Source organism: Muriicola sp. SD30 (assembly GCF_041205185.1).
Classification (GTDB): Bacteria; Bacteroidota; Bacteroidia; order Flavobacteriales; family Flavobacteriaceae; genus Muriicola.
Map to the genome: position 1 here is coordinate 320,122 of NZ_JBGEWB010000003.1, position 26,995 is coordinate 347,116.

Annotated in this window: 25 protein-coding genes; 10 read left to right on the plus strand and 15 right to left on the minus strand. The window is 42.6% G+C overall.

Annotated features, from left to right (window positions below; translation table 11 throughout):
• Positions 1-4: 4 nt before the first annotated feature.
• Positions 5-433: an Hsp20/alpha crystallin family protein gene (locus tag AB8P51_RS10425; protein WP_369748773.1), complete on the minus strand. Its 429-nt coding sequence runs from the start codon at positions 431-433 to the stop codon at positions 5-7.
• Between the two features lie 245 nt (positions 434-678).
• On the opposite strand from AB8P51_RS10425, the gene AB8P51_RS10430 reads away from it, so the two are divergent.
• Positions 679-1,035 carry a DUF1456 family protein gene (locus AB8P51_RS10430; RefSeq protein WP_369748774.1) on the plus strand — a complete coding sequence of 119 codons (357 nt, stop codon included), beginning with the start codon at positions 679-681 and terminating at the stop codon, positions 1,033-1,035.
• A 24-nt stretch (positions 1,036-1,059) separates the two neighbouring features.
• Here AB8P51_RS10430 and AB8P51_RS10435 read toward each other — a convergent pair whose 3' ends face one another.
• The 3 genes from AB8P51_RS10435 to AB8P51_RS10445 form a co-directional block, all read right to left on the minus strand.
• Positions 1,060-1,395, minus strand: a complete 336-nt coding sequence (locus AB8P51_RS10435) for a hypothetical protein (protein WP_369748775.1) — start codon at positions 1,393-1,395, stop codon at positions 1,060-1,062.
• A 265-nt stretch (positions 1,396-1,660) separates the two neighbouring features.
• The gene (gene sucC, locus AB8P51_RS10440) at positions 1,661-2,854 is read right to left on the minus strand and encodes an ADP-forming succinate--CoA ligase subunit beta (protein ID WP_369748776.1); all 1,194 of its coding nucleotides are present in this window, start codon (positions 2,852-2,854) and stop codon (positions 1,661-1,663) included.
• Between the two features lie 71 nt (positions 2,855-2,925).
• The gene (locus AB8P51_RS10445) at positions 2,926-3,603 is read right to left on the minus strand and encodes an LON peptidase substrate-binding domain-containing protein (protein WP_369748777.1); all 678 of its coding nucleotides are present in this window, start codon (positions 3,601-3,603) and stop codon (positions 2,926-2,928) included.
• Positions 3,604-3,726: 123 nt separating this feature from the next.
• On the opposite strand from AB8P51_RS10445, the gene lysA reads away from it, so the two are divergent.
• Complete coding sequence (gene lysA, locus AB8P51_RS10450; RefSeq protein WP_369748778.1) at positions 3,727-4,968, plus strand: diaminopimelate decarboxylase; 1,242 nt, start codon at positions 3,727-3,729, stop codon at positions 4,966-4,968.
• A 103-nt stretch (positions 4,969-5,071) separates the two neighbouring features.
• Positions 5,072-5,605 (plus strand): thioredoxin family protein, encoded by a 534-nt coding sequence (locus AB8P51_RS10455; RefSeq protein ID WP_369748779.1) that lies wholly within the window; start codon positions 5,072-5,074, stop codon positions 5,603-5,605.
• 6 nt (positions 5,606-5,611) lie between these two features.
• Here AB8P51_RS10455 and guaB read toward each other — a convergent pair whose 3' ends face one another.
• Positions 5,612-7,084: an IMP dehydrogenase gene (guaB, locus tag AB8P51_RS10460; RefSeq protein WP_369748780.1), complete on the minus strand. Its 1,473-nt coding sequence runs from the start codon at positions 7,082-7,084 to the stop codon at positions 5,612-5,614.
• A 226-nt stretch (positions 7,085-7,310) separates the two neighbouring features.
• Here guaB and AB8P51_RS10465 point away from each other — a divergent pair, with 226 nt between their 5' ends.
• A complete protein-coding gene (locus tag AB8P51_RS10465) occupies positions 7,311-9,542 on the plus strand; it encodes a TonB-dependent receptor family protein (RefSeq protein ID WP_369748781.1) in 2,232 nt (743 codons plus the stop codon).
• A gap of 8 nt (positions 9,543-9,550) precedes the next feature.
• Here the strand turns inward: AB8P51_RS10465 and AB8P51_RS10470 are convergent, their stop codons facing one another.
• Positions 9,551-10,426 carry a hydroxymethylglutaryl-CoA lyase gene (locus tag AB8P51_RS10470; RefSeq protein ID WP_369748782.1) on the minus strand — a complete coding sequence of 292 codons (876 nt, stop codon included), beginning with the start codon at positions 10,424-10,426 and terminating at the stop codon, positions 9,551-9,553.
• A 27-nt stretch (positions 10,427-10,453) separates the two neighbouring features.
• Positions 10,454-11,080, minus strand: a complete 627-nt coding sequence (locus tag AB8P51_RS10475; RefSeq protein WP_369748783.1) for a LysE family translocator — start codon at positions 11,078-11,080, stop codon at positions 10,454-10,456.
• A gap of 66 nt (positions 11,081-11,146) precedes the next feature.
• Here AB8P51_RS10475 and AB8P51_RS10480 point away from each other — a divergent pair, with 66 nt between their 5' ends.
• Positions 11,147-11,563 carry a Dabb family protein gene (locus AB8P51_RS10480; protein ID WP_369748784.1) on the plus strand — a complete coding sequence of 139 codons (417 nt, stop codon included), beginning with the start codon at positions 11,147-11,149 and terminating at the stop codon, positions 11,561-11,563.
• On the opposite strand, the gene AB8P51_RS10485 is transcribed toward AB8P51_RS10480, so the two are convergent.
• The 3 genes from AB8P51_RS10485 to AB8P51_RS10495 all read right to left on the minus strand — a co-directional run bounded on the left by AB8P51_RS10485 (position 11,560) and on the right by AB8P51_RS10495 (position 16,099).
• The gene (locus AB8P51_RS10485) at positions 11,560-12,600 is read right to left on the minus strand and encodes a quinone-dependent dihydroorotate dehydrogenase (protein ID WP_369748785.1); all 1,041 of its coding nucleotides are present in this window, start codon (positions 12,598-12,600) and stop codon (positions 11,560-11,562) included. The two genes, AB8P51_RS10480 and AB8P51_RS10485, sit on opposite strands and share 4 nt — an antisense overlap.
• 76 nt (positions 12,601-12,676) lie before the next feature.
• Complete coding sequence (locus AB8P51_RS10490) at positions 12,677-13,114, minus strand: hypothetical protein (protein WP_369748786.1); 438 nt, start codon at positions 13,112-13,114, stop codon at positions 12,677-12,679.
• A 126-nt stretch (positions 13,115-13,240) separates the two neighbouring features.
• Entirely contained in the window at positions 13,241-16,099 is a 2,859-nt protein-coding gene (locus AB8P51_RS10495; protein WP_369748787.1) for a TonB-dependent receptor domain-containing protein, read from the minus strand.
• A 162-nt stretch (positions 16,100-16,261) separates the two neighbouring features.
• Between AB8P51_RS10495 and pepT the strand changes: the two genes are divergently transcribed.
• Positions 16,262-17,488, plus strand: coding sequence for a peptidase T (gene pepT / locus AB8P51_RS10500; RefSeq protein ID WP_369748788.1), 1,227 nt, complete (start codon positions 16,262-16,264; stop codon positions 17,486-17,488).
• An 11-nt stretch (positions 17,489-17,499) separates the two neighbouring features.
• A complete protein-coding gene (locus AB8P51_RS10505; RefSeq protein ID WP_369748789.1) occupies positions 17,500-18,093 on the plus strand; it encodes a YdeI family protein in 594 nt (197 codons plus the stop codon).
• Positions 18,094-18,171: 78 nt separating this feature from the next.
• On the opposite strand, the gene yajC is transcribed toward AB8P51_RS10505, so the two are convergent.
• From yajC to nusB, 3 genes are read right to left on the minus strand one after another with little or no spacing between them, the layout of a single operon-like run.
• Entirely contained in the window at positions 18,172-18,456 is a 285-nt protein-coding gene (gene yajC / locus AB8P51_RS10510; RefSeq protein WP_369748790.1) for a preprotein translocase subunit YajC, read from the minus strand.
• 20 nt (positions 18,457-18,476) lie between these two features.
• Positions 18,477-18,959, minus strand: coding sequence for a DUF1573 domain-containing protein (locus tag AB8P51_RS10515; RefSeq protein WP_369748791.1), 483 nt, complete (start codon positions 18,957-18,959; stop codon positions 18,477-18,479).
• 45 nt (positions 18,960-19,004) lie between these two features.
• Positions 19,005-19,952, minus strand: a complete 948-nt coding sequence (gene nusB, locus AB8P51_RS10520; RefSeq protein WP_369748792.1) for a transcription antitermination factor NusB — start codon at positions 19,950-19,952, stop codon at positions 19,005-19,007.
• Positions 19,953-20,119: 167 nt separating this feature from the next.
• On the opposite strand from nusB, the gene AB8P51_RS10525 reads away from it, so the two are divergent.
• The 3 genes from AB8P51_RS10525 to AB8P51_RS10535 all read left to right on the plus strand — a co-directional run bounded on the left by AB8P51_RS10525 (position 20,120) and on the right by AB8P51_RS10535 (position 24,992).
• Entirely contained in the window at positions 20,120-21,874 is a 1,755-nt protein-coding gene (locus AB8P51_RS10525; protein ID WP_369748793.1) for an ABC transporter ATP-binding protein, read from the plus strand.
• Positions 21,875-21,948: 74 nt separating this feature from the next.
• Positions 21,949-22,320: a PUR family DNA/RNA-binding protein gene (locus AB8P51_RS10530; protein WP_369748794.1), complete on the plus strand. Its 372-nt coding sequence runs from the start codon at positions 21,949-21,951 to the stop codon at positions 22,318-22,320.
• Positions 22,321-22,466: 146 nt separating this feature from the next.
• Positions 22,467-24,992, plus strand: coding sequence for a M14 family metallopeptidase (locus AB8P51_RS10535; RefSeq protein WP_369748795.1), 2,526 nt, complete (start codon positions 22,467-22,469; stop codon positions 24,990-24,992).
• A 28-nt stretch (positions 24,993-25,020) separates the two neighbouring features.
• Here the strand turns inward: AB8P51_RS10535 and AB8P51_RS10540 are convergent, their stop codons facing one another.
• The gene (locus AB8P51_RS10540; protein WP_369748796.1) at positions 25,021-26,031 is read right to left on the minus strand and encodes a lysophospholipid acyltransferase family protein; all 1,011 of its coding nucleotides are present in this window, start codon (positions 26,029-26,031) and stop codon (positions 25,021-25,023) included.
• A 38-nt stretch (positions 26,032-26,069) separates the two neighbouring features.
• Positions 26,070-26,990 carry a bile acid:sodium symporter family protein gene (locus tag AB8P51_RS10545; protein WP_369748797.1) on the minus strand — a complete coding sequence of 307 codons (921 nt, stop codon included), beginning with the start codon at positions 26,988-26,990 and terminating at the stop codon, positions 26,070-26,072.
• Between the last annotated feature and the right edge of the window lie 5 nt (positions 26,991-26,995).

The following is a 26,995-nucleotide window of genomic DNA, read 5'->3' on the forward strand; positions in this document are numbered from 1 at the left end:
ATTCTTATTTGCCAATTTCAATCATGCGCTTTGGCTTTGGCAAAGCCTCCTCCTTTTTAGGAAGGTAAAGCGACAGTATTCCTTCCTTATAGGTCGCCTTGATTTTATCACTATCTATAGTGTCTGGCATGGTGAAAGATCGCTTGAAAGACGAATAGGAAAATTCTTTTCTGGTATAATTCTCTTCCTTTTTTTCATCCTCAGACTTACTTTCCATGGAGATGGTAAGTACGTCCTTATCGACTTCCACATTGAAATCTTTTTTGTCTTTTCCGGGGATCGCCAATTCAAGATTAAATCCCATATCATCTTCCTTGATGTTTACGGCAGGAAGGGTAGCAACGTAATTTTCACTTCCGCCCATCCAATCTGGTCTGAAGAATTCGTTCATCAGGGAAGGTAACATTCCGGTGTTTCTTGTTATAATGCTCATGACTTTATGATTTTAAGGTTAAACTTTTAATTGTTTACTCCTATTAGAACAAATGATATACCAACTGAGATTATCTGTCTTTTTGGCATTTTTACCCTCTATAATACTGCCTTATTGACATGATATCCAGGTGATTAGGAAGTTTGAACTGAGGAATTCGGATAAAGAAAAATCCTTATCAGAAAATAACAGAAAAGGCTGTCTTTCTTATCCTTTTCCAATACCTTGTCTGAAATTAGAATCTGATGACAAATAACGATATCCTTAAAAAATTACGGGTAGCCCTGCAGTTAAGGGATGATGAAATAGTTGATATCCTGGCACTTGTCGATTTTCGTATCTCCAAAGCTGAAATAGGAGCCTTTTGCCGAAAGGAGGGGCATCCGAAATACAAGGAATGCGGAGACCAGGTGCTGAGGAATTTCCTCAACGGTTTGGTACTGCATTTACGAGGCCCCAAAGAGGAGTCTACTCAAGTTAAAGGAAAAAGTGTCAGTGACACTAAAAGTAAGTCCACAGGAGCTTCAAAACCGAGAAAAAGCAAATTTACCGGCCTGGGGTCCGTTCCTTATAAAAATAAAAAAGGCCCCAAGAAAACTTAGGGCCTTTTAAGATAACATCAGTGTTTATCCTGTGATCCTCACAGGGACAGTGAACATAGTTCCTTCCTTCGACGCGGGTATCTCAACCGTTTTGTAATTGAGTCGACTCTTAACAAATCGTTCCAAAACTTCATCCTCCGTATCCACAGAGATCACGACGATCTCATTTTTGTGGTTCAGGGTAAACAATACCTTCGCAGTAAGGTCTTGTTCTTTGAGCACAAAGGTGTTGTCCTTTAAAAGATCTCCGATCTGAATCGCAAGTTCTTTGTTGGGATCTGTAGATTCGAAATCATTTGCAAAAAGATTCCCGGCTGAAAAAAGAATGGCCGCTACGAGCATTACAGGTAATTTTCTCATGATTGTTTGTTTTTTGATTAATAATTAGATTGATGATTTGTTATAAAAGACGATTGTAATTTAAGGATGTTACAATTATTTTAATGATTAACATATTTTTAAGCAATTTGACTATTCGAAGTTACCTAAGAATGACATCTGAAAAAACCTCAGACCTGATCCTTAACTCAAGCTTAAAAACCATTACATTGAACTAACATGGGCATAAAAAAAGGAGATGTTTGGTTAACATCTCCTTTAATAAATAAGGTTGGCAGAATTATATTTATGCCAATACTTCTTTTACTTTATCAGCAGCTTCCTGGAATTGTACGGCAGAATGTACTGCTAATCCGGAATTATCAATTATCTCCTTGGCCAGTTCGGCATTGGTTCCCTGTAGTCTAACAATAATCGGAACCTTGATAGCATCACCCATATTTTTATAGGCATCAACCACCCCTTGTGCAACCCGATCACAACGAACAATCCCACCAAAAATATTGATGAGTATTGCTTTTACATTGGGATCCTTAAGGATAATCCTGAAAGCTTCTTCCACCCTTTTGGCATCTGCAGTTCCTCCAACATCCAGAAAATTAGCGGGTTCCCCTCCGGCCATTTTAATCAGGTCCATTGTCGCCATAGCGAGTCCGGCACCGTTGACCATACAACCGACATTTCCATCGAGATCAACATAGTTTAATCCAACGGCCCTGGCTTCCACTTCAATAGGGTTTTCCTCTCTTAAATCACGCATTTCAGCATACTGCTTTCTTCTGAACAAAGCATTGTCATCGATAGATACCTTGGCATCAACTGCCATGATCTTATCATCGGAGGTTTTTAAAACCGGGTTGATTTCAAACAGACTGGCATCACTTTGTTCGTATGCCTTGTAAAGAGAGGATATAAATTTTGTCATTTCCTTAAAGGCGGTCCCGGATAATCCCAGGTTAAATGCAATTTTTCGAGCCTGAAATGGCAATAAGCCAGTAGCAGGATCAACTTCCTCTGTAAAGATCAGGTGAGGCGTCTTTTCAGCTACTTCTTCTATATCCATTCCCCCTTCTGTGGAATACATAATCATATTACGCCCTTTGGATCTGTTGAGCAGGACAGAGACGTAAAACTCACTGGTCTCACTGTCGCCCGGGTAGTAGACATCCTCGGCAACCAGTACCTGATGCACCTTTTTCCCTTCGGCTGAAGTCTGGGGAGTAACCAGATTCATCCCTATGATTTGTCCGGCTATATCTTCGACTTCCTTCAGGTTTTTGGCTAATTTAACTCCTCCGCCTTTACCTCTTCCTCCGGCGTGGACCTGAGCTTTTATGACATGCCAGGAGGTTCCTGTTTCCGATGTCAGTTGCTTGGCTGCGTCTACGGCTTCTTTAGCATTATGTGCTACAATTCCTCTTTGAATGCGTACGCCAAAGCTGGCTAATATTTCCTTTCCCTGATATTCGTGAAGATTCATAAGGTTGTTTTAGTGAGTTGAGTGCAAAAATAGAAAAGATAGCGGAGTTACCATATTTAATTATCCGCTTCTTATACTTTAAAGTCTTTAAAATCGAGAGGGTCAAAATTTCTGAAGTGACCGTTCATTTCAATGAGGGTCTTGGTACGGTCTACCTGCTTTAATACTTTTATGGTCTGATCGAGATGCTTTTTTATATAGGCAAGGCGTTCACTCTCTCTTGTAATCTGGAGCAATTCGTGTTCCTGTTCGAAGGAAAGCCCCATTTTATGAGCCAGCATAAAGAGATTGAATTTTTCTGCCGGTATCCTGTCGAACGGAACCCCCATCAGGTTATATAATTCCTGGATCCCGTCGAGAACTACATTCTTGGTTTCTATATCCCCGTCATTGATGTTTTCAATAAACTTTACCACCCCTCCTGCGTATAGCTTCCCTTCCATTTCATTTTCGAAGGTCATTACCTGAAATACCTGTCTCGCCACACAGGTGATATCCATGGATCCGTTCTCATAGGTGGTAACTACTTCAACCAGTTGAACTTCAGTACCATAAATAATTCTGTCATTAATATAAACGGGAATGCCAAATGTGATGGCTTCCTTTCTGCAATCGTGGATAAGCTCTTTGTAGCGTTCCTCAAAAATGTGAAGGGGTACGGTTTCCCCTGGAAAGAATACTGTCTGTAATGGAAAGAAGGGTAGTTTCACCTGTAGATTTTCGTAAAAATACGAAGTGGAATGCTCCATAGCAAGCGGAATCCGGAGAGAATATTGTTTTAAATATAACTTTTTGTTGTATTTTTCTAATTATACTGATTTATTTTTGGGTAGTGCCTTGAAGTAGATTAGTTTTACCTTAAATATGCTTTTATGAAGAATACAGATCTCATAGCGATTGCCGAAGAATACGGTGCTCCGGTCTACATTTACGATGCCGAAAAAATTACTTCGCAATTCAACAGGCTGTCTGACGCCTTTGCCGGCGTTCCAAAACTGAAATTGAATTACGCTGCCAAGGCCTTGTCAAATATGACCATTCTGAGACTGATGAACAGTCTGGGTAGTGGCCTGGATACTGTTTCCATTCAGGAGGTTAAACTGGGACTTCTTGCAGGATTTGCTCCTGAAGATATTATCTACACTCCAAATGGTGTTTCTCTGGAAGAGATTGAGGAGGCAACCCAGCTGGGGGTACGCATCAATATCGATAACCTGTCGATTCTTGAGCAATTCGGGACCAAACATCCCCATATTCCGGTTTGTATCAGGATCAATCCGCATGTTATGGCGGGGGGTAATTCAAAAATATCCGTAGGTCACATCGATTCGAAATTTGGAATCAGCATTCATCAAATTCCCCATCTTCTGAGGATTGTAGAACTGACCAAAATGAATATCAACGGGATTCACATGCATACGGGAAGTGATATTCTCGACATCGACGTCTTTCTCTATGCCTCCGAGATTCTCTTTGAAACAGCCAGGAATTTTAAAGACCTGGAGTTTATCGATTTTGGCAGCGGCTTTAAAGTCCCATATAAGGAAGGTGACATACAAACCAATGTTGAAGAATTGGGGCAGAAGCTGGGAGGGAGATTCAATGAGTTTTGTAAGGAATACGGCAGGGACCTGACACTGGCTTTTGAACCGGGAAAATTCCTGGTCAGCGAAGCAGGACACTTTCTGGCCAAAGTAAATGTGGTAAAACAGACGACCTCAACGGTATTTGCCAGTGTGGACTCAGGCTTTAATCATCTTATCCGCCCTATGCTGTACGGAGCTTCCCATGAGATCATCAATATTTCCAATCCTGAGGGTAGGGAAAGGTATTATTCTGTTGTAGGATATATATGTGAAACGGACACCTTTGGTAACAACCGCAGGATCAATGAAATTACGGAAGGCGATATACTTTGTTTCCGCAACGCAGGCGCCTACTGTTTCACTATGGCCAGCAACTACAATTCGAGGTATCGTCCGGCCGAAGTACTCTGGTACAATGGAAAGTCGCATCTCATCCGGGCACGAGAGACCTTCGAGGATATAGTGAGGAATCAGGTAGATCATCCAAGCCTGTTCCAGCCTAAGCAAGATAAGGTCATTGCCAAATAAAGACCATTCAACGCGGGTTATTCGCATACCTATTTAAAATAAACAAGGGACAAATTCGTTATTTTAGAGATAGAAATACGACTATATGTCAAAAGTGACACCTATGAAAAAGATTTACATATCTACCCTTCTCTTAACCCTTGCCTTTTTTTTAGGAGGCAATATGCATCAGGCAAGTGCACAGCAGGTGGAATGGCTGACCTGGCAGGAAGCGACAGAACTGGCCAGGACCGATGCGAATCCTAAAAAAGTATTTATCGATGTCTATACCGACTGGTGTGGATGGTGCAAGCGAATGGACAAAGACACCTTTCAAAACCCTCAGGTGGCTGCCTATATGAATGAAAACTTCTATATGGTTAAAATGGATGGTGAAGGAAAGGAACCCATAGAATTTAAAGGGAAAACATACACCTTTGTGCCTTCAGGAAGAAGGGGTTATCACCAATTTGCTGCTGCTTTACTGCAGGGAAGATTAAGCTATCCCACGGTGGTCTTCCTGGATGAAAACCTCAATATGCTTTCACCGGTTCCCGGCTATCAGAAGCCCGGACCTTTCCTGAATATTGCCCGTTATTTCGGAGAAGATATTTATAAAGATATCGATTGGAAAACCTATAGCGGACAAAGCAAATAAACCTTTTTATCGGCTGTAGTTAGGAGATTCCTTGGTAATGGTGACATGATGGGGATGACTTTCTGTAATCCCGCTGCTGGTTATTTTTACAAACCGCCCTTTGTCCTGTAGGGCTGGAATGTCTTTGGCACCGCAGTAACCCATCCCAGCTCTTAGTCCGCCCACAAACTGGTGGATACTTTCGAAAAGATCACCCTTGTAAGGCACCCTGCCAACAATACCTTCGGGTACCAGCTTTTTAATATCGTCTTCCACATCCTGGAAATAACGGTCTTTACTACCTTTTTTCATGGCCTCAACAGACCCCATCCCTCGGTAGGATTTAAACTTACGTCCTTCGTAAATAATAGTTTCGCCAGGTGATTCTTTGGTGCCCGCAAGCAAGGATCCAAGCATAACCGTATCAGCTCCCGCTGCAATGGCTTTTGGAATATCTCCGGTGTACCGTATACCTCCATCGGCAATAACAGGTACTCCACTTCCTTTTATAGCCGCCGCCACCTCAAGCACAGCAGAGAATTGTGGAAAACCAACTCCTGCAATTACTCTTGTTGTACATATTGAACCGGGACCAATTCCTACTTTTACGGCATCAGCTCCGGCCTTCACAAGATACCTGGCAGCATCTCCGGTAGCAATGTTACCTACGATGACTTCCAGGGAGGGAAATTTTTTCTTTACTTCTTTCAGAATTTGAACAACCCCTTTGGAATGTCCGTGCGCAGTATCGATGACAATGGCATCCACTCCCGCATTAACAAGGGCTGTGGTGCGTTCCAGTGCATCAGCAGTGACCCCTATGGCGGCAGCTACCCTTAACCTGCCGTATTGGTCCTTATTGGCAATTGGCTTCTGGGTGAGTTTTGTGATATCTCTGAATGTAATCAACCCCACCAGTTTATAATCCTTATTCACCACAGGTAATTTTTCAATCTTATTAGCCTGTAAAATATCCTCTGCCTGATCTAAGGAAGTACCTTCAGAAACGGTTACCAGGTTCTTGGTGGTCATGACTTCCGAGATGGGTCTTTCGTTGTTTTTCTCAAAGCGAAGGTCCCGATTGGTTACAATTCCTATAAGTTTCTGGTCCTTATCCACTATAGGAATCCCCCCAATACTGTGCTCCTTCATATTGGCCTTGGCATCTCTAACCAGAGCATCTTTGGGAAGTGTTACGGGATCAAGTATCATCCCACTTTCTGCTCTTTTCACCTTCCTGACCTTAATAGCCTGGTCATCAATGCTCATGTTCTTGTGCAGCACTCCTATTCCCCCTTCCCTTGCCATTGCTATAGCCATTTTGGATTCGGTTACCGTATCCATTGCAGCTGAAACTATGGGAATGTTAATGGTAATATTCCTTGTAAATTTTGCCTGAATATTGACGTCGCGAGGCAGGACTTCAGAAAACGCAGGAACTAAGAGTACGTCGTCATAAGTGAGACCTTCTCCAAGAATTTTATTGAGGTGGGCTTCCATGCAATTAGGGATTAATTGCGGGCAAATATACGCTTTTTTTTACGGTCTGCACTTTATCCGATACGGATTATAATTCACCCTTAATAATCGACATCCTTGCTAATTATTTGAAAAAGAGAATCTAGCAAATTTTTATTTAGAAATAATCTAAATAACTTTTAAATTTTACAATTTGTGCTTAGATTTGCCTTCTCAAAGTCTTTTATTTTTAATTAGTCTAAATAATATGTACAGGAACATACCATTATTCTCAGCCCTGCTATTCACAGCTTCAATTTTTGCCCAAACGAATGATTCTCTTCAAAGTGGGATAGTTTCAAGTCTGATTCGCCTCGATGAAGTTGTCCTGTCTGCGAATGTAATCCTGGGGAGTAAATACCAGGCAAAGAACAGAACCGGTTCGGCCTATTACATTTCCCCTCAGGAACTCGAGACCTTTAATTATACCGATATAAACAGAGTACTGCGTTCTGTTCCCGGTGTTTCAATTTATGAAGAAGATGGTTTTGGGCTACGCCCGAATATCAGTCTGAGAGGGACCTCTCCGGAGAGAAGTGCCAAGATTACCTTGATGGAAGACGGCGTTTTGATAGCTCCTGCACCTTATAGTGCACCTGCCGCCTATTATTTCCCATCAGTTGCACGAATGCAGGCAGTGGAAATCCTGAAAGGTAGCAGTCAGGTGCAATACGGCCCATTTACCACCGGGGGAGCCATTAATATGCTTTCTACTGAAATTCCTGACGACTTCAAGGCCTTTCTATCTGCTTCCTATGGAAATTACAACAGCGGCAGGTTGCATGCTAAAATTGGAGACGCAAAAGAACGGTTTGGTTATATGGTTGAATATCTGAACTTCAATTCGGATGGATTTAAAAATCTTGACAACCGTGGGAATACAGGGTTTGATAAAAACGACCTTGTTGCGAAATTCAGAGTAAATACGTCCAGGGCCGCATCAGTTCAACAATCTCTGGAGTTTAAGTTTCAATATTCCGATGAAACGTCGAATGAAACCTATGTTGGACTTTCAGACGCTGATTTTGAGGCGACACCCTTTAGAAGATATTCAGGCACACAGGAAGATGAAATGGTCAATGACCACAAGCAGTTTTTACTTACCCACCTCCTGGCATTCAGCGATAATTTTCATATTACCACACATGCCTACTACAATGGTTTCAGCAGGAACTGGTATAAATTAGACGCCGTTAGCCTCGACGGGGACCGCAGGGGTGTTTCGGGAATCCTTGCAGATCCGTCAGGAAATCCAGAATATTTTGATGTGATTACCGGTACTGTAGACAGTCCTAACGACGCACTATTGGTTAAAGCGAATAACCGTAACTATATTTCCAAAGGACTACAGACTAAGTTTGACTACCATTGGTCTGGAGAAAATACCTTCCACGATATCGAAATCGGACTGCGGTATCATTATGATGAAGAAGACCGCTTTCAATGGATTGATGGGTACAGCATCAATGAAGGAAATATGATCAGGACTACGGATGGTACTCCGGGTACCGATGCCAACCGAATAAGTGATGCCAGAGCTTTTGCATCCTTTGCTCTCTACAAGTTTAAATACAAGGACCTCACAATCACCCCCGGCCTGCGTTATGAAAATATTAGCCTGGGAAGAACAAACTTTGGTTCGGATGATATAGAGAGAATTGGGACAGAGCTATCCGTCAGGGAAAATAAGACCGACGTATGGATCCCAGGGATGGGATTTAATTATAATTTCGATAAGTTCTCAGTGTTTGGAGGAATTCACAAAGGATTTTCTCCTCCTACCAGCAGAGAAGATGAGAAAGCTGAGGAAAGTATTAATGTGGAACTGGGATCCCGATTTACTTTTAACGGTATTTCCGGAGAGATCGTTGGTTTCTTCAATGATTATAGCAATCTTCTGGGAAGTGATCTGGCAGCTACCGGAGGTACGGGCAGCCTGGAGCAATTTAATGCCGGAGAGGTGAATGTACAGGGAATTGAGATTCTTTTAAATTACGATTTTATGCCTTCCGAAAGTGCCTTTAAACTCCCCCTGACATTTTCTTATACCTATACAGACACCGAATTCCAAAGCAGCTTCGACAGCGCTGAAGACATCTGGGGGGAAGTGGCAGTCGGCGATGAAATGCCCTATATTTCAAAACATCAATTCAATACCATTTTGTCTCTTGAACACTCGTCATTCGACCTCAACTTGAGTGGTCGTTTCAACGGGGAATTCCGAACCAGGGCCGGGCAGGGTTCCATCCCCGAAGATGAAAAGGTTCCTTCAAGTTTTGTTCTGGATCTGGCCGGGGCCTATCACCTCAATCCCAATGCGAGCATTACCCTCAATTTTATCAACCTGCTGGACGAAGAATACGCAGTATCAAGAGTACCGGCCGGACTAAGACCAGGACATCCCTTAGGGGCTTATCTGGGAGTCAGACTTCAGTATTAAAAGAGAGCTTAATAATATGTTGAGAATAGTTGGGTAGCACGATTATGGGCCGCTTCAAAGGCGGTCCAGCTCACCCCGGTTTGAGCCTTCCTGGCCGTAAAATACGACATCATTTTTTCAGTAGGCATATTCCCGGTAAGTTCATCCTTTGCCATAGGACAGCCACCAAATCCCTGAATAGCACCGTCATACCTTCGACAACCTGCGCTAAAAGCCGCATCAATTTTCTCATGCCAGCTACTCGGCGTAGTATGTAAATGGGCTCCGAACTCTACTGCGGGGTAGGCCGGAATGAGATTAGAAAATAAATAGGTTATATTTTCAGGCGTAGAAGTTCCCACAGTATCCGAAAGGGACAGTATTTTCACCCCCATTGCAGTGAGTTTCTCAGTCCATTCCGCTACGATATCAACATCCCATGGATCTCCGTAGGGATTTCCAAAACCCATAGAGATATAGACCACAACCTCCTTGCCACTTTTTGAGGCAATTTGGAGGATCTCCTTCAGGATATCAATGGATTGGGCAATAGTCTTATGAGTATTCCGCATCTGAAAGTTTTCGGAAATCGAAAAGGGGTATCCCAGATAATCGATAGCCTCAAATTGAGAGGCATCCTGAGCCCCGCGTACATTGGCTACAATTGCCAGTAATTTTGAAATGCTCCCTTCCAGGTTCAGGCCTTCTAGGACCTTAGCCGTATCTGCCATCTGAGGAATCGCTCTGGGAGAGACAAAACTGCCAAAGTCGATTGTATGGAAACCACAACCCAGTAAAGCCTGGATATACTTCACTTTTTCATGAGTGGGGATAAAAGCCTTGATACCTTGCATGGCATCACGCGGACATTCAATGATCTTAACACTTTCAGCAGCCCTTTCCATAGAGAGTATTCTTCATCAAAATTACCATTATTTATAGGATAATAACAGGTAAAGACCAATCCCCGAGAAAACCAATATTTGCAGCCATTTTAGCACCCAGGGTGCCTTCGGATGCGTTTGAAGATATCCTGAAATAGATCCCGCCAGGACAGCGATGAGTGAAAATACCGTAAATGAGATCAACATAAACAAAAAGCCCAGGATATAAAATTGCAGTGTAGTACTTATAAAGGCGCTAAATAGAAATCCGGGGAAAAAGGCCAGGAAAAAAATGGTCACTTTTGGATTGAGGACATTCATTATAAAACCCTGTCTGTACAATTGGCCTAAGGACTTTTTAGGACTCTGATTCAGGTCGATTCTCAGATCAGCCGAAGCTCGCCAGACCTTGAAGGCGAGGTAAAACAAATAGATAGCACCGAACAATTTTATGGTGTAAAACAACATGGGATTCAGGCTGATAATTGCAGAAACACCAAAAGCCAGAAGGGTAGTATGAACCAGACATCCGGAGATAAGGCCAGCGGTAGTTGCCAGGCCATATTTTTTTCCATGAACGATACTTTGAGTAAGCACGTAAATATTATCGGGACCGGGGAAAATAGCCAGGGATGCTGTTGCCAGCGCAAAAGCCCATAAAATCTCGTAATTCATTTACTTTCCCCTCTTGAGTTTCCAACAAACAAACGTACATTTTTATATATTACAAAAAATTATCTCATGAAATTTCAGTTAGGAACAATTGTCTTGCTTCTCAGTTTATTCATCTTCAACTTCAATACTTCGGCTATGAGTCAATCTGCTACAATTTCAACCCATGTTTCAGAGCAGGACAGTGTCCTCCGCCATGTAGTTTTATTTAAATACAAGGCAGGTACAACCGCAAAGAATATAAAAAAAGTACAGCAGTCTTTTGTTGAATTAAAAACTAAAATCCCGCAGATTGTATCCCTTGAATGGGGTGTCAATAACAGTCCGGAAGGACTTGACAAAGGGTTCACACATTGTTTCTTCCTTACCTTCAGAAGTGAAGAGGACAGGGACGTTTACCTCCCCCACCCCGACCATAAAGCTTTTGGGGAAGTCATTGGACCTTTTCTGGAAGATGTCCTGGTAGTAGATTACTGGACACACTAGTTTGTTTCAGATATAATGGCCTTGTTGATTCTTTTTACGAGCGCCGGACCCTCATAGACAAATCCTGTCCATAGTTGAATAAGGCTTGCACCGGCTTTAAGTTTTTCCAGTGCATCTTCAGCGGAATGGATACCCCCTACCCCAATAATAGGAAAAGATCCTCCGCTCTTTTCATGAAGAAATGAGATAACCTCGGTGCTTCTGCTTCTCAGGGGTTTTCCGCTTAGGCCGCCCGCTTCCTTAACCAAATCGGCATCTGACATTAAACCCTGCCTGCTTATGGTAGTATTGGTGGCAATTACACCATCTGTGGCCGTATCCCGGACAATGTCGATGATATCCAACAACTGTTCATCGCTCAGATCAGGTGCTATCTTCAGGAGCACAGGACGCTCTTTAGTTTTCTTTTCTCTGGACAGGCTTGTATTTTCCTCTTTAAGAGCCTTCAGCAAGGCAGTTAATGGTGCTTTTTCCTGTAATTCTCGCAATCCGGGTGTATTGGGAGAACTCACATTCACCACAAAATAATCGACATGGGGAAAGAGCGCTCTGAAGCAAATGATATAATCTTCTGTAGCCTTTTCATTAGGCGTTAGTTTATTTTTCCCGATGTTACCCCCGATTAAGACCTTGTGCTCCTTCCTTAGTCGCTCCACAGCAGTCTCAACGCCTTCATTGTTAAAACCCATCCTGTTGATAATAGCCTGATCCGTTTTTAATCGGAATAGCCTTTTTTTTGGGTTGCCTGATTGAGGTCTTGGGGTAAGTGTACCGATTTCTACAAATCCAAAACCAAAGTTGGAGAGCTCGTTGTACAAAAGTGCATTTTTATCGAACCCTGCCGCCAGACCTACAGGGTTTTTAAATTTTAACCCGAAAACCTCTCTTTCCAAACGACTGTCCTCCAGGAGGTAGATTTTTCTGAATATGCGGGAAAATCCGAGTTTACTCAACCATTTTATTGCTGTAAAAGAGATATGGTGGACTTTCTCGGGGTCGATTAAAAAGAGTAAAGGTCTGATGAGATAGCGGTACATAAGCCAATTTGAAAGGCAAAAGTACAAACTTCAATGGCCATTTTCAGTTACTTAAGACCTAAAATATTGAAGAGGGTTATTCCGGATCTTTCTCCGGGAACGGTTGAGGTGTCACTTCGTAGGGCAGTCGGCCGGCACTGGCGCATAATTCCCTGTAGCGATCGTATTGCCTAGGGTTAAATAGTTTCAACATTTTTAAGTCATAGGCCCTCGCATTTTCCAGGATCTGATCTTTTAAAACCTTGTACTTAGATGCCAGTCCCTCCAAGTCCTTTGTGCTACTTTGGGGATGGGTGTCAAAAAGGATACGGATATCTTCCTGATAAACCTTATTTGCCATCGACAGTTCTGCCTGCCATTCTTCTAATTGCCGGGTTTGTTCCTCATTTAACTGGAATACCTGGATGATGGTTTCAGAATTGCTCCCTCCTATCCCAAGCATACAATCCCTTTCCTGAGCCTGAAGGATAAGTCCCAGTCCGATAAAAATTAAGCCTGAAAGTATTTTTTTCATGTTTTGTGATTCTAGGTGCCCGTATAAATGGTAAAACTAAATTATACGGTAATTAGTATTTGTTCAACACGATAAATGAAAAAGGCCCTCGTTTCAGAAGGCCTTTTACTTTATATAATAGCAAGTTTATTTTAGAGATAAGCTGAGTCTGGCAAAAAGAAATCTACCGGCAATTCCAAATTGCTGGGATCTCCTTGACCAATCGAATCTACCACCGCTTCTGTTTCCAAATGCCGGATCGGCACGATCAGGATAAACATCCAGAATATTATTTGCCCCTACTGTAAGGGTCAGCTCATTGGAAGCCTTAAACCCTACAGAAAGGTCGGTTACGATCTTGGTGCCAAAATCCTGTTGATTCGCTACCGTGGTAGTCGCTTCTGTCACCTCTCCGAAGAAAACATTTCTCAGGAAGATGACCCACTTATCAGACAAGAGACTGTTAGTAAGATTTACTTTAGTCCTTGGCACGGCCTGCTCCAGATATACCCTGCTATCTTCAGGGAAGTAGGTGTCGACAAGGCCTGCATCCCGCAGGACCTGCGAAGCATTAATATCTCCTACTTTCTTGGTTTTGGAAAATGTTCCAGCGAGATCAGATTTTAATCTCCAGGTGTCTGACAAAATTGCGTCATGAGTAATGACAATGTCTAATCCCTTAGACTCCGTATCTATTGCATTGGCAAAAAATGATGCTGCCGTAGCATTGGCCTGTCTTAGAAGGAGATCGAGTTCGGTACCTGTACCCGGACCTGAAAACTGCCCAGTATAGACCACCCTGTCATCGATTTTTACGAAGTATCCGTCAACAGTGACAGTAAGGTTTGCTGAGGGAATTTTGGATGTCAACCCTAAACTTATACTTTTCGAGATTTCCTGTTTCAATTCGGGAATACCAAGTAAACTGGCCGCTTTACTGTCATTAGAAAAAGTACCCACTTCCTGAGGATTTCCCAGGTTATCAAAAATGGTCGACGTGGAATTAAAATTCAGCTGGTGCAAAGATGGAGCCCTGAAACCTGAATTAACAGCACCTCTAATATTTAAATTATCTGAAGCCTTTATCCTTGTCGCCAATTTAAAATTCATCGTGGAGCCAAAGTCGCTGTAGTTCTCGTATCGGGTTGCAAAACTCGCAAGGAAGGATTCTGAAAAATCTGCCTCGAGGTCTAAGTAACCTGCAACACTGCTACGTTGTCTTTCAAGCGCATTATTGGGTGAAAATCCAGGAAAAACCTGAGATCCCCCCGGACGCGAATTGTCAAAAAAGTCGACTGCAGGTTGCTGGGAAGCCAATTTGATGACTTCTCCATTGGCCGTATACTGCGCATAGGAAGCTTCCTCCCCTGGGACAATCGTATAATTCTCAAGGCGATACTCCGACCCAAAAGCGACATTTAATCCACTAAAGACATCATCGTAAAACTTTGATACATCCAGGTTTGCCGTATTCTGTGAGAATGAAAAACCACCTGCATCAAAGGTTGTTGGCGATGCATTCTGAAGGGAGGCATTGTACGTATTTCCAATCACATAGAGGAAGGAGTTTTTCCCATAGGTATTGCTCAGATCCACATTCCAATCGCCTATCATCCCTTTTATACCAACGGAAATCGACTGGTCCTTTATATTCGAGTTGATTTCGGGAAGGAACCCATTGAAATAGGCTGGAGTATATGTCCTGCTCTGATTTGGCAATCTGTAAAATCCGGCAGAATTTCCAGTCCTTGAACTCAGTCCGGCAAAGGAATACACTTCAGTCCCATTATCGTCGAGCGGTAAAGAGAAATTGGCAAAAAAGCGTCCTCCCCTCAGGGCCGACTGACCAACTCTCATGTTGAAATCACTTCGTTCCAGGCCTCTGGCGGCTAATTCGGCCGTAGTATTATCTGCAGAAAGTATAGGCTGTAATTCGGCTTTTGTTGTCGCTCCCTGGGTGTCAATCCCTGCGGCGTTGGCATATTGCAAAACATCGGTTACGTCATCGTCTAGTAGTAAGGAGAGATCAGCCCCGTCGGCTTGAGCAAAACGTTCAACGGTATTGTATAAGTTAAAAACATCGCCTTCCCATTCCTTCATCCTGCTGTATTCCTGGCGAACGTCAAAATCACCTGAAAGGGTTAAATATCCCCCATTGTCGCCCATGGGAATTCCGTAACTCCCTGCAATGTTGGTGGTTGCACCGTCAACCCCGCCGGTCTGGTCATTGGCGTTCTCGGAGAAATTCGCTCCTGTAGTTACATTGATCAGCAATTCATCCACGGTTTTATTCAGGATAATATTGATAACTCCTGCAATGGCATCAGACCCGTACTGGGCAGCTGCACCGTCGCGAAGAACTTCAATACGCTGAATGGCTGCAGTTGGGATCGCATTAAGGTCGGTTCCCACACTTCCCCTTCCGAATGTTCCATTTACGTTGATAAGAGAGGAGGTATGCCGTCTTTTACCATTAATAAGTACCAGCACCTGATCGGGACCCAAACCTCTAAGGGAAGCCGGATCAATATGGTCTGTACCATCAGAAATGGTCTGTGTATTCGAAGTAAAAGAAGGGGCCACATAATTCAGGATTTGATTTAAATTCACCTGAGGTGCTGCCGTGGCTAATTCCTTAACATCAATTACATCAATAGGCACCGTACTTTCAGTAGCGGTCCTGTTGGGGTTTCTGGAACCGGTGATGACCACTTCTGCCAACTGAACCCCTGAAACCAGAGTAATGGCCATAATGGTACTGTTCACCTGTACTTCTTTGGGTTCAAACCCAATATAGGAAACAATAAGTCGGTCTCCGATTATCGCTTCAATACTGAAGTTACCGTCGAAATCTGTGGTGGTCCCTACCTGGGTACCCTTTTTTACTACGGAGGCACCTGGTAGTGGCGTACCGTCTTCATCTTTTACCGTTCCTGTAATCTGCGAATGCAGCAGTGTTACAGAGCCCAGAAAAAGGCATGCGAGCAAGAGTAAATGTTTTTTCATACGTGTTAGATTTTGAGTGATTAGTCTATGTAAGGTAGTGAAAACTCTGAGTTTAGTACGAATTAAATCTAATAAATTAATTTTCAGCCACTTATCTAATTCAAGGAAATGACCTCTTGATCCTTGGAAATGAAAAGCTACTTTTGTGTAAAACTGACTAGAATGGAACGAATAGTAGATCGCTTTTTACGCTATGTTAAAATCGACACCCAGAGTGATCCAAATTCTGATTCAACACCGAGTACGCAAAAACAATGGGTACTTGCAAAGATGTTGTTTAAAGAATTGCAGGATATCGGCCTTGAAGAGGTCACCATGGATGAACGTGGATATATTATGGCCACTCTCCCTTCGAATATGGAAAAAGAGGTACCTACCATTGGTTTTATTTCTCACTACGATACATCGCCTGATTTTACAGCAACCGGGGTAAATCCCAGAATTATAGAGCATTACGATGGGAAAGAGATCCTTCTAAATAAAAATGAACAGATTGTTTTGTCTCCCGACTATTTTGAGGACCTGCTACAGTATAAAGGTCAGACCCTTATCGTTACAGATGGAACTACACTGCTGGGAGCAGACGACAAGGCAGGAATAGCAGAAATTGTCACTGCTATGGAGTACCTCGTAGCTCATCCTGAAATTAAACACGGTAAGATACGGATTGGCTTTACTCCTGATGAAGAAATTGGGAGGGGCGCCCATCATTTTGATGTTGAAGCCTTTGGTGCTTCCTGGGCGTATACCATGGATGGGAGTCAGATAGGAGAACTGGAATACGAAAATTTCAATGCGGCCGGAGCAAAGATCACAGCCAGGGGTAAAAGTGTTCATCCGGGATATGCAAAAAACAAAATGGTGAACGCCATTGGAATTATAACCGACCTGGCCTCATGTCTTCCTAAAAATGAGGTACCTGAGAAGACTGCCGATCGCGAAGGCTTTTACCACGTATACAACTTACAGGGTAGTATAGAATTGGCTACTCTGGAGCTGATCGTCAGGGACCACGACAAAAAATTATTTGAGAAGAGAAAGGACTTTCTTGAAAATCTGGTTGAAGAGTTTAACAAAGAACATTCCGGATCAGTTAGCCTCGAACTTAAAGACCAGTATTATAATATGAGGGAGAAAGTAGAACCTGTTTACCATATTGTAGAAATCGCTGAGGAAGCGATGAAAGAATTGGGAATACAGCCAATAATAAAACCGATCAGAGGCGGTACGGATGGATCTCAGCTGAGTTATATGGGTTTACCCTGTCCTAATATTTTTGCAGGGGGACATAATTTTCACGGAAAATACGAATATGTCCCTGTAGAAAGTATGGAAAAGGCAGTTGAAGTAATCGTCAGAATTTGCGAAATTACAGCTAATAAACTCTAAACTGATTTACCGTGAGCAAGACGAAAATTGAGGCCTATTTCGCCAGGGAAGGAAGCTTTAAAGATGGTATAAACAGGTTAAGAGCACTGGCCCTACAGACCGAACTTAAAGAGGAGCTGAAGTGGGGAGCTCCAGTCTACACCCTGGGAGGGAAAAATGTCTTTGGAATTATGGCATTCAAATCTCATTTCGGAATCTGGTTTTTCAACGGTTATTATCTGAAAGATCCTGGGAATGTACTTGAGAATGCCCAGGAAGGGAAAACAAAGGCCATGAGGCACTGGAAATTCAACACATTAGATGATATTATGGCAGACAAAGTTCTTGCCTATATGACGGAGGCAATAGAGAATCAGAAAAAAGGACTTTCCCACAAACCCCGGAAAAAGCAGAAAACGGAAGTCCCGCCGGAATTACTACAAGTCTTAAAAAAAGATAGCGAACTCCGGATGGCCTTTAATAAATTTACGCCCTATAAACAGGGTGAATTCTGTGAGTATATTCAAACGGCAAAACAACTAAAGACAAAACAGAACCGACTGGAAAAGATCATTCCTATGATCAGGGAGGGAATTGGCATAAACGACAAATACCGTAAGACTTAGCAAAAGTCGCCAAGTGCAGGAAATTAAAAAACCGGTAGCTCAGAGTTACCGGTTTTTTGTTTTAACAATCCCAATACCTTATTTGGCAGGAGGATTTAATTTACTGCTCATTTCCATGGAAATGGCTGAGCGATCGAACTTCAGTCTTCCGGCCATGGTTTCAATAATGCAGGATGAATCCTTGTCATTGAGGTCTACGACCTTTCCGTGAAGGCCACTTTTAGTGACAATTTTATCTCCTTTCTTTAATGCTGCCGCAAACTTTTTTTCATCTTTCTGTCTTTTCATTTGAGGTCGTATCATGAAGAAGTACGCCACAACAAAAATCAGAATCATCGGCAGGAAATTCCCTATCTCGCTCATAATTCTATCTGTATTTAAACTTACTTAACTGGTCCTAGATTTGCTGCAGGTGCTCCGCTGTTAGGCTGGACAAAGGCTTTAATCCTGAGTAATTCGGATCCCTTTTCTGTATTTGCGGAAACAGTTATAGTTTTGGTAACCTGGTTCTGTCCCGATCCATTGAATTTAACCAGTAACTCCCCTGTTTCTCCCGGGGCGATAGGTGTGTTTTTAGGATATTCGGGTACTGTACATCCACAGCTACTGGTAGCATTGGTAATAATAAGAGGAGCATTCCCCGTATTGGTGAATGTAAATGTAGTTTCCTGTGGAGTCCCCTGATTGATAGTGCCGAAATCGTGCTCGGCCTTATTAAAGGTCATTACAGGAAGGTTCTTGGCGGCCGCATCTCTTTCGGCAGCTACCTGAACATTTGCTGTTTCAATTTTGTTAGAGGCCTTTTCCTTGCAGGAAACAAAACCGATCATACTGACTACCCCCAGGGCTATGAATATTCTTTTCATACAACTAGATTTAATTATTTTGCTGCAAAATTAAGGAATAAATGCTTACAGTAGTCCCCTGCCGGTCTTTTTAAGTTTTCCTTCGCTTTTGTATTCCTTTACAAGTTTATCCAGAATACCATTGATAAAGATGCTGCTCTTGGGGGTTGAGTACTCCTTGGCGATCTCGAGATACTCATTGATAGATACCCGTTCTGGAATTGAAGGGAAATTCAAAAGTTCGCATATGGCCATCTTAAGTAGAATGGCATCGATATCTGCAATTCGATCCTTATCCCAGTTCGGTGTTTTCCCCTGGATTTCATCTTCCAAAACTTTGTTCTGAAGCAGGGTTTTTGACAGCAGTTTCCTGGCAAATTCCATGTCTTCCTGATCTTTGAGCAAGGGGGGAAGAAAATACCGCTCAGACTGCTCCTGCTTAACATTTTTCAATTGTTTGAGGATAAAAGTATTAACCAGTGGGATATCATCTACCCAGGTAAGTTTGTCATCCTCGAAGAACTCGTAGAGCTTTTCATTGGGGGCGATCACTTCCCGAAACAGGTCAATGATCAGATTCTTGTCTTCCCCATAAGAACCTCCTTCTGTCTTCATATAAGAAGAGTAGTATCTACTCGAAACAATTTCTTTGAAGATAATTTTGACATAATCCTGATTGAGGTACCATCCTTCTATTTTCCGTTGTTTTAACTCTTCGTTGAGCACAGGGTTTTCAACCAACTGCAGTAAGAGTTTGTTCTTAACAAACTTCTTTTTATCAGGAAAGTCATCAGTGGCTGAAGCCATGTATTTTTTTGAATCGTGCATATCGTGATGCAGCGCCATCGCGTGGAGCTCTCTCAAAAGACACAACATTAGAAGATAAAGGGTATAGGTATTCTCAATGCTCAAACGGAGAAATTTTTCCTGTTTATCTAGGGAATCATCCTTGGATTGGGTGATTGCATAAATACATTGCATTACTTTCACCCGTAATTGCCTTCTCGTGAGCATGTCTAAAGAACTTTAAGGTATTACTAAATTAATGCGCAAAAATAGGTATTACTTCCAAATGTTTCTTCATTCTTGAACATATTATCTTATGTCTTTTATAACATTTGGATTCTTGTGAATGCCCTATCTTTGACAAGCTTTACCGGAGAGCATCGCGAAACCGACCTATGAAAGAACTAAAACACCTCAATAAATATTTTAAAAAGTACTGGTTTAAATTATTTCTGGGAATCATTATCACCATAATTGCCAGGGTTTTTCAGCTTGTGATGCCCTCCTACGTGAAAAATTCTATCGAAGTGGTGGAAAAATACCTGGCTGGAACTGTACAAAAACCCGAAGCCACCTCCCTTCTTCTTGAATATATAATGATCATTGTAGGTGCCGCATTGCTTTCCGGATTTTTTACTTTCCTGATGAGGCAAACGATCATCAACGTGTCCCGATACATAGAATACGATCTGAAAAATGAAGTGTTTGATCACTATCAGTTACTCAGCCTGAATTTTTACAAAAAAAATCGCACTGGAGACCTGATGAACAGAATCAGTGAAGATGTGAGTCAGGTTCGCCTTTACGCTGGTCCGGCTATCATGTACGGGATGCAAACCCTTACCCTGTTTGTCTGCCTTATCCCGCTGATGTTCATAAAGGCTCCTACCATAGCCTTCTACGCCCTCCTGCCTTTACCCATACTTTCGATACTTATATATAAGATCAGTAAGATCATTCATAAAAGAAGTACCAAGGTGCAGGAATTCCTATCTACTCTGTCCACCTTTGCGCAGGAAACCTTTTCCGGCGTCTCGGTGATAAAAGCTTATACCCTTGAACCAAAAATTAACACCGAAGGCACCAACCTGGCTCTGGAAGGGAAGAGCAGAAGTATGGAGCTCGCTAAAGTAGATGCCTGGTTCTTCCCTCTGATGATTTTATTGATTGGTATAAGCAATATTTTTGTGATCTATATTGGGGGAAAAGAATATATAAATGGCAATATCGAATCGATTGGAACGATTGCTGAGTTCATTCTCTATGTGAACATGCTCACCTGGCCGGTTGCCATCGTTGGTTGGCTGACTTCACTTGTGCAACGAGCAGAAGCTTCACAGAAACGTATCAATGAATTTCTAAAAGTAGAACCTGAACTCAGGAATGAAGTTGAGGAAGAAACGCCAATCAGTGGAGAAATCGAGTTCGACCATGTCACCTTCACCTATGAGGATACCAATATTACAGCTGTCAAAGATCTTTCTTTCCGTGTTGAGGAAGGACAAACCGTAGCAATACTCGGAAAAACAGGCTCTGGAAAATCAACCATCCTCGACCTTATTGCCCGTTTATACGACGTGAGCTCGGGGGAGATCAGAATAGACGGGACCCCTATCAAAAAACTGAATCTGGAAAGTTTAAGAAGCTCAATAGGTGCGGTTCCTCAGGATGCCTTTTTGTTTTCTGATTCCATTTCCAACAACATCCGGTTTGGAAAGGAATCAGCTTCGGAGGAAGAAATTGAGAACGTGGCAAAAATGGCCGTAGTTCACAAGAACATTATGGGCTTTTCCAAAAAGTATGATACTGTCCTGGGAGAGAGGGGTATTACCCTTAGTGGTGGACAAAAACAAAGAGTTTCAATCGCCAGGGCCTTATTAAAAGATCCTGAGATCTACCTTTTTGACGACTGCCTATCCGCTGTAGATACAGAAACAGAAGAGGCCATTCTCAATAATCTCAAGAAAGCATCGAGAAACAGAACCACGCTGATTGTAAGTCACAGGGTATCCTCAGCCAAGAATGCCGATAAGATCATAGTATTGGACGAAGGACGTATTTTGCAACAGGGAACACACGAGGAACTTGTGGAACAACAGGGATATTACAAGGAACTTTATGCCCATCAGCTCTCCGAGAAAGAAAACTAGAAAAATGTTGCTGAATTAGCTTTTTTTTTCCATTTTTGATGACTTTATAGGAAAAATCTAACAAGAACGGTACTATGCGCGATAAAGATTTGATCGAACAAGAAGAAATATTTTCGAAAGTATTAAGAGCCGGGAGAAGAACCTATTTTTTTGATGTAAGAAGTACCAAGGCAGGAGATTATTACCTGACCATCACAGAGAGTAAGAAGTTTACCCATGATGATGGCTCTTTCCACTACAAAAAACATAAAATCTACCTGTACAAAGAGGATTTCCAGGCTTTCCGTGAAAACGTGGAGGAAATGATGGATTATATCATCGCCGAAAAAGGTCACGAAGTAATTTCAGAAAGGCACCAAAAAGATTTTAAGAAAGAAGAAAGTGAACCTACCTCAGAAAATAAGCCCCTCGACAATTTTACTGATGTCGATTTTGACGATATATAAATTCACTTTTTATTCTCAGCAACATACGAAAAAGACCTCCTTACGGGGGTCTTTTTTTTTCGGAACGGGCCTAATTCTCATCCCAAACTAGTTTGTGCTTCCTACAAGTATTGATTACCTTTAGCGATCACTAATTAAAACCTTAAATGAAAAGATTCGCACTCATTCTCTGTCTTCTGTTTACAACACTGACCATCGCTCAGGAAGAGCTTAGCCTGGATTATTACCTACCCCAGGAATACACCTATGATCCAGCAATCCCAAAACCGGCGGATGTGATCGGGCATGAAGTTGGCGAATGGCATGTGACGCACGACAAGCTTATGTTTTATATGCAAACCCTGGCTGAGGCTAGTGATCGTATCACTATAGAGAACAGAGGTGCTACTTTTGAAGGAAGACCAATTCTTTTGTTGACCGTTACCTCCCCTCAGAATCACAGCAAACTGGAGACAATCAGGCAACAACACCTGGCGTTGAGTGAAAATGGAAGTAGTACTACTGCTGTTGAGGAATTGCCAATAGTAGTATACCAGGGATTTTCAGTACATGGAAACGAACCCAGTGGGGCCAATGCCGGATTGGCGTATGCCTATTATCTGGCGGCTGCCCAGGGGCCACAAATAGATGAAATGCTGAAAAATACCATCATCTTAATGGACCCGTCCTACAATCCCGACGGCCTGCAACGATTTGCGTACTGGGCCAATACCAACAGGAGTATGAACCTAAACTCCGACGGAAACGAGCGGGAATATCACGAAGTATGGCCAGGGGGGAGAACCAATCACTACTGGTTTGACATTAACAGAGACTGGTTACCCGTGCAACTTCCCGAAAGCAGGGCGCGCATTACAACATTCCATCGCTGGTTACCTAATATCCTTACGGATCATCACGAGATGGGTACGAACTCCACTTTTTTCTTTCAGCCAGGAGAACCCAGCAGGGTGCACCCCCTGACTCCAAAAATGAACCAGGAGCTTACAGCTGAGATCGGAACGTACCATGCCAAAGCACTCGATAAAATTGGCTCGCTCTATTATTCTGAAGAAAACTACGACGACTACTACTACGGAAAGGGTTCTACATTTCCCGATGTGATGGGAAGTATCGGAATCCTGTTTGAACAGGCAAGTTCCAGAGGACATATTCAGGAAAGTGAAAACGGAATCCTGACCTTTCCGTTCACCATAAGAAATCAGTTTACAACAGCACTGTCTACCGTTGAAGCTGCACAAAATATGCGAACTAAACTCCTGAACTATCAGCGCGACTATTACAGAGACCTGAGGACGGAAGCAGGAAGGAGTAAAACCAAAGCTTTCATTTTCGGAGATTCTAAAGACGCAGCCAAAACCTGGCATATGGCCGAGATCCTGGAAAGGCAGAATATTAAATTCCATGATCTCAGCAGGGATATAACCCTTGGTGGGAAACAATACAAAAAGGGAAATAGCTTTATCGTGCCCCTGGAACAGAAAAATCATAGGCTGATCAAAGCGATGTTCGAAAAAAGGACCACCTTTACCGATAGCCTTTTTTACGATATCTCGGCATGGACCTTCCCCCTTGCATTCAATCTTGACTATGAAGAACTTTCTTCTCTTTCCAATGCAGGAGCAGAGATTCCTGAACTTACTCCGTTAACAGGATCGGTTAGTGGTGAGAGTTCCTATGCTTACCTGTTTGAATGGCACGAATATTATACTCCCAAGGCCCTTAATATGATTCTCGAAAAGGACTTACGAGCTAAAATTGCACAATATCCTTTTAGCATGGGTGGGGTGAATTACGATTACGGTACAGTGATGATCCCGGTCCAAAATCAGGAGCTGGATAGGAAGGCGCTCTACGACTTTCTAAAAAAAGTTGCCAAAGAAAGTCATATTGCAATAACCGCCGTGAGTACGGGAGCAACTAAAGGGATCGATCTGGGTAGTGGCGATTTTGAACCGGTCGAAAAACAAAAAGTAGCCCTGATCGTCGGTGAGGGAATCAGATCCTATGACGCAGGGGAAATCTGGCATTTATTCGATACCCGCTATGACATCAAACTAACGAAAATAGATACAGAGTATCTGGGGCGGACAGACCTGAGTTCTTATACCGATATTATTATTCCCGGAAGCTGGGGAAGTGGCGGACTCAGTGAATCTATTGCTGAAAAACTAAAAAGTTGGGTAAAAGCCGGAGGCACCTTAGTGGGGTTCCGGACGACAGCTAACTGGTTTGATAAGCAGGAATTTCTCGACCTTACATTTAAAAAAGATACGCTTGTTGCCAAAAACGTGACATTCGGCGAGAGGCAGGACTTCAGAGGAGCGCAAGTCACCGGAGGAGCCATTTTTGAAGCCAGGATCGACAGGTCTCATCCGATTAATTTCGGCTATAAAAACAACAGCATTCCACTTTTTAGAAACAGCAACATCTATCTAGAACCGGAGAAGGATAGCTATAACAACCCCATTCAATATACCTCATCACCCTTGATGAGTGGATATATTTCCGAGGAGAATGCTGCTTTAATATCAAACAGCGTTCCCTTTAAGACAAGAAGAATGGGACAAGGCAGGGTTATCCTCTTTACCGACAATACCAATTTCAGGGCTTTCTGGTATGGCACCAATAAACTCCTGATGAATGCTATTTTCTTTGGGGATATGATGTAGGACTTAAACCCCGGAATCTATGGGAGCCTCACAACCTGGCGTTTGCGAACTTGACATATGTCAGGTTGAAAAGGAAATGTAAAATAACAATCAGGGTGGCCCAGAACAAGCCGAGGTAAACGGAACATAATGCCCAGAGCGTCAGGTAAAAAAGAGGCTGTAAAACGCTGACATAGGCAAAACGAAATGTACTTATAAACTCTGCCTCCTGTATCTGTGGTTTTAAAAACCACCTCCAGATAAAGATAAGGGGGGCATTGATCGTAAGGAAAACAAAGTTTAATATACGCTCAACAACAGGTTTTGTTTTTTGTTTCTTTTCCAGGGATTTCCCATTATATTTTTCTATAGCCTTATTCGTCTCTCCGGGATCGAGATAATTTACAGCTTGAATATCCAGGTAATTGTGAATAGCGTCGTATTCTGAGAGATCCTCAATATGCGTAGTGCTTCTTTTCAATGCCTCGGACACTACATCTTTTGTCCTGACCACCGACGTGGCAAGGTCATTTTCAGAATAGTAATCTCTGGCGGTAATAGGTTCGCTGAAATAAAATGCAACGCGATCAGGAAATCTGTCGGCTTTTTCATAATTAATCCCTACAGGAACAAGCAGGACGTCCAGTTCAGGGGCTTTCTCAAGTGTTGTAAATAATATTCGGGTAAAACCTTTGCTCAGCGGTCGTACCCTCCTCATTATATTGTGATTGGCTTCAGGAAAAAGTAAAATGGTCTTCCCAGTCTGCAGCAGTTGGGTGCATTGCTCGAAAATAGCGGTGTTCTTAGATAAAGTATCTCTCCCGTCCCGAATCCGGTAGATGGGAAGCATCCTTAGAAATTTAAAGAACTGATTCACCAGGGGATTGATAAAAATATCCGACCGGGTAAGAAAATACGAGCGAAAAGGTGTAAAAGCGGCAATGACCAGGGGATCGAGTAAAGCATTCTGATGATTAGCCAGAAACATTACTGCCTGGTTCCGGGGAATGTTTTTAATACCGTGAAGCTGGATTTCCCGGAAATAGCAGAAAAGAGCCATGCAGGCCATTTTCTGAGTAAGAAAATACATAATTGACCTCATCTCCCTACCTCCTTCTCCAAAGGTTTATAAGCCCAGAACGTTCCCAGAACCAGACCTGAAATAAGATGCCAGATACCCCAGAAAGCTGTTAGAACAGCCATTCCCCCAAGGCCTTCAAAGAAGGTAAATATCAAAATAAGACCAAGTCCCGAATTCTGTATCCCTGTCTCAACAGTAATACTCCTTATATCCTCCAAAGGGAGTTTAGCCATTCTGGCCAGGGAGAAGCCTGTAAAAAACGCCAGGGCATTATGCAGAAGTACAATCCAGAAAACATAGAGAAGATAATCCTCTATCAGCGTTCGGTTGTTGTATACTACAAACAGGATCAGACAGACAAAAAAACCGAGCGAAATAGTTTTAAGGTATTTAGCAAGCTTTTCTGCTACAGTCGGGTAGCGTTCATTAATCACAATTCCTAAAATCAGAGGGACTCCCAGGATCAGGGCTACTATTTCTATCATTTCAAGGGGTGCAATCGACACTTCCTTTAAAATGGCCTGTGTGGGTGGATACAGAGCAGCCCAGAAACTCAGGTTCACAGGAGTCATTATTACAGCTAAAAGGGTTGCATTGGCAGTTAAAGTTACTGAAAGGGCCCGGTTCCCTCCTGCAAAGGAAGTAATGAAATTGGAAATATTTCCTCCCGGACAGGCGGCCACAAGGATCATCCCCAGTGCAATACTCGGTATGGGTTTTATCAGAAGGACAAGTAAAAAAGTGAGAAAGGGCAGTGCCAGGAACTGGCAGACCACCCCAACCAGTACGGGGCGGGGATTTTTAAACAAGGCCTTGAAATCAGAAATCCTGATATGCAGTGCCACTCCAAACATGATTAATGCCAGGATGCTATTGAGGATCCAAAGCGTTTCTGTGGAAAAATCTATGCGCGCCGCGTCAAGGGTTGAATTGATCACTTGTT

What these genes read in the sequence shown, in the direction of transcription:
- AB8P51_RS10425 (WP_369748773.1), bottom strand. Translation starts at nt 433, where the DNA reads ATGAGCATTATAACAAGAAACACCGGAATGTTACCTTCCCTGATGAAC.
- AB8P51_RS10495 (WP_369748787.1), bottom strand. Translation starts at nt 16,099, where the DNA reads ATGAAAAAACATTTACTCTTGCTCGCATGCCTTTTTCTGGGCTCTGTA.
- AB8P51_RS10430 (WP_369748774.1), top strand. Translation starts at nt 679, where the DNA reads ATGACAAATAACGATATCCTTAAAAAATTACGGGTAGCCCTGCAGTTA.
- AB8P51_RS10480 (WP_369748784.1), top strand. Translation starts at nt 11,147, where the DNA reads ATGAAATTTCAGTTAGGAACAATTGTCTTGCTTCTCAGTTTATTCATC.
- AB8P51_RS10435 (WP_369748775.1), bottom strand. Translation starts at nt 1,395, where the DNA reads ATGAGAAAATTACCTGTAATGCTCGTAGCGGCCATTCTTTTTTCAGCC.
- AB8P51_RS10540 (WP_369748796.1), bottom strand. Translation starts at nt 26,031, where the DNA reads ATGGCTCTTTTCTGCTATTTCCGGGAAATCCAGCTTCACGGTATTAAA.
- AB8P51_RS10445 (WP_369748777.1), bottom strand. Translation starts at nt 3,603, where the DNA reads ATGGAGCATTCCACTTCGTATTTTTACGAAAATCTACAGGTGAAACTA.
- yajC (WP_369748790.1), bottom strand. Translation starts at nt 18,456, where the DNA reads ATGAGCGAGATAGGGAATTTCCTGCCGATGATTCTGATTTTTGTTGTG.
- AB8P51_RS10515 (WP_369748791.1), bottom strand. Translation starts at nt 18,959, where the DNA reads ATGAAAAGAATATTCATAGCCCTGGGGGTAGTCAGTATGATCGGTTTT.
- AB8P51_RS10455 (WP_369748779.1), top strand. Translation starts at nt 5,072, where the DNA reads ATGAAAAAGATTTACATATCTACCCTTCTCTTAACCCTTGCCTTTTTT.
- AB8P51_RS10470 (WP_369748782.1), bottom strand. Translation starts at nt 10,426, where the DNA reads ATGGAAAGGGCTGCTGAAAGTGTTAAGATCATTGAATGTCCGCGTGAT.
- sucC (WP_369748776.1), bottom strand. Translation starts at nt 2,854, where the DNA reads ATGAATCTTCACGAATATCAGGGAAAGGAAATATTAGCCAGCTTTGGC.
- AB8P51_RS10485 (WP_369748785.1), bottom strand. Translation starts at nt 12,600, where the DNA reads ATGTACCGCTATCTCATCAGACCTTTACTCTTTTTAATCGACCCCGAG.
- nusB (WP_369748792.1), bottom strand. Translation starts at nt 19,952, where the DNA reads ATGCTCACGAGAAGGCAATTACGGGTGAAAGTAATGCAATGTATTTAT.
- AB8P51_RS10525 (WP_369748793.1), top strand. Translation starts at nt 20,120, where the DNA reads ATGAAAGAACTAAAACACCTCAATAAATATTTTAAAAAGTACTGGTTT.
- AB8P51_RS10530 (WP_369748794.1), top strand. Translation starts at nt 21,949, where the DNA reads ATGCGCGATAAAGATTTGATCGAACAAGAAGAAATATTTTCGAAAGTA.
- AB8P51_RS10465 (WP_369748781.1), top strand. Translation starts at nt 7,311, where the DNA reads ATGTACAGGAACATACCATTATTCTCAGCCCTGCTATTCACAGCTTCA.
- AB8P51_RS10490 (WP_369748786.1), bottom strand. Translation starts at nt 13,114, where the DNA reads ATGAAAAAAATACTTTCAGGCTTAATTTTTATCGGACTGGGACTTATC.
- AB8P51_RS10475 (WP_369748783.1), bottom strand. Translation starts at nt 11,080, where the DNA reads ATGAATTACGAGATTTTATGGGCTTTTGCGCTGGCAACAGCATCCCTG.
- guaB (WP_369748780.1), bottom strand. Translation starts at nt 7,084, where the DNA reads ATGGAAGCCCACCTCAATAAAATTCTTGGAGAAGGTCTCACTTATGAC.
- lysA (WP_369748778.1), top strand. Translation starts at nt 3,727, where the DNA reads ATGAAGAATACAGATCTCATAGCGATTGCCGAAGAATACGGTGCTCCG.
- AB8P51_RS10535 (WP_369748795.1), top strand. Translation starts at nt 22,467, where the DNA reads ATGAAAAGATTCGCACTCATTCTCTGTCTTCTGTTTACAACACTGACC.
- pepT (WP_369748788.1), top strand. Translation starts at nt 16,262, where the DNA reads ATGGAACGAATAGTAGATCGCTTTTTACGCTATGTTAAAATCGACACC.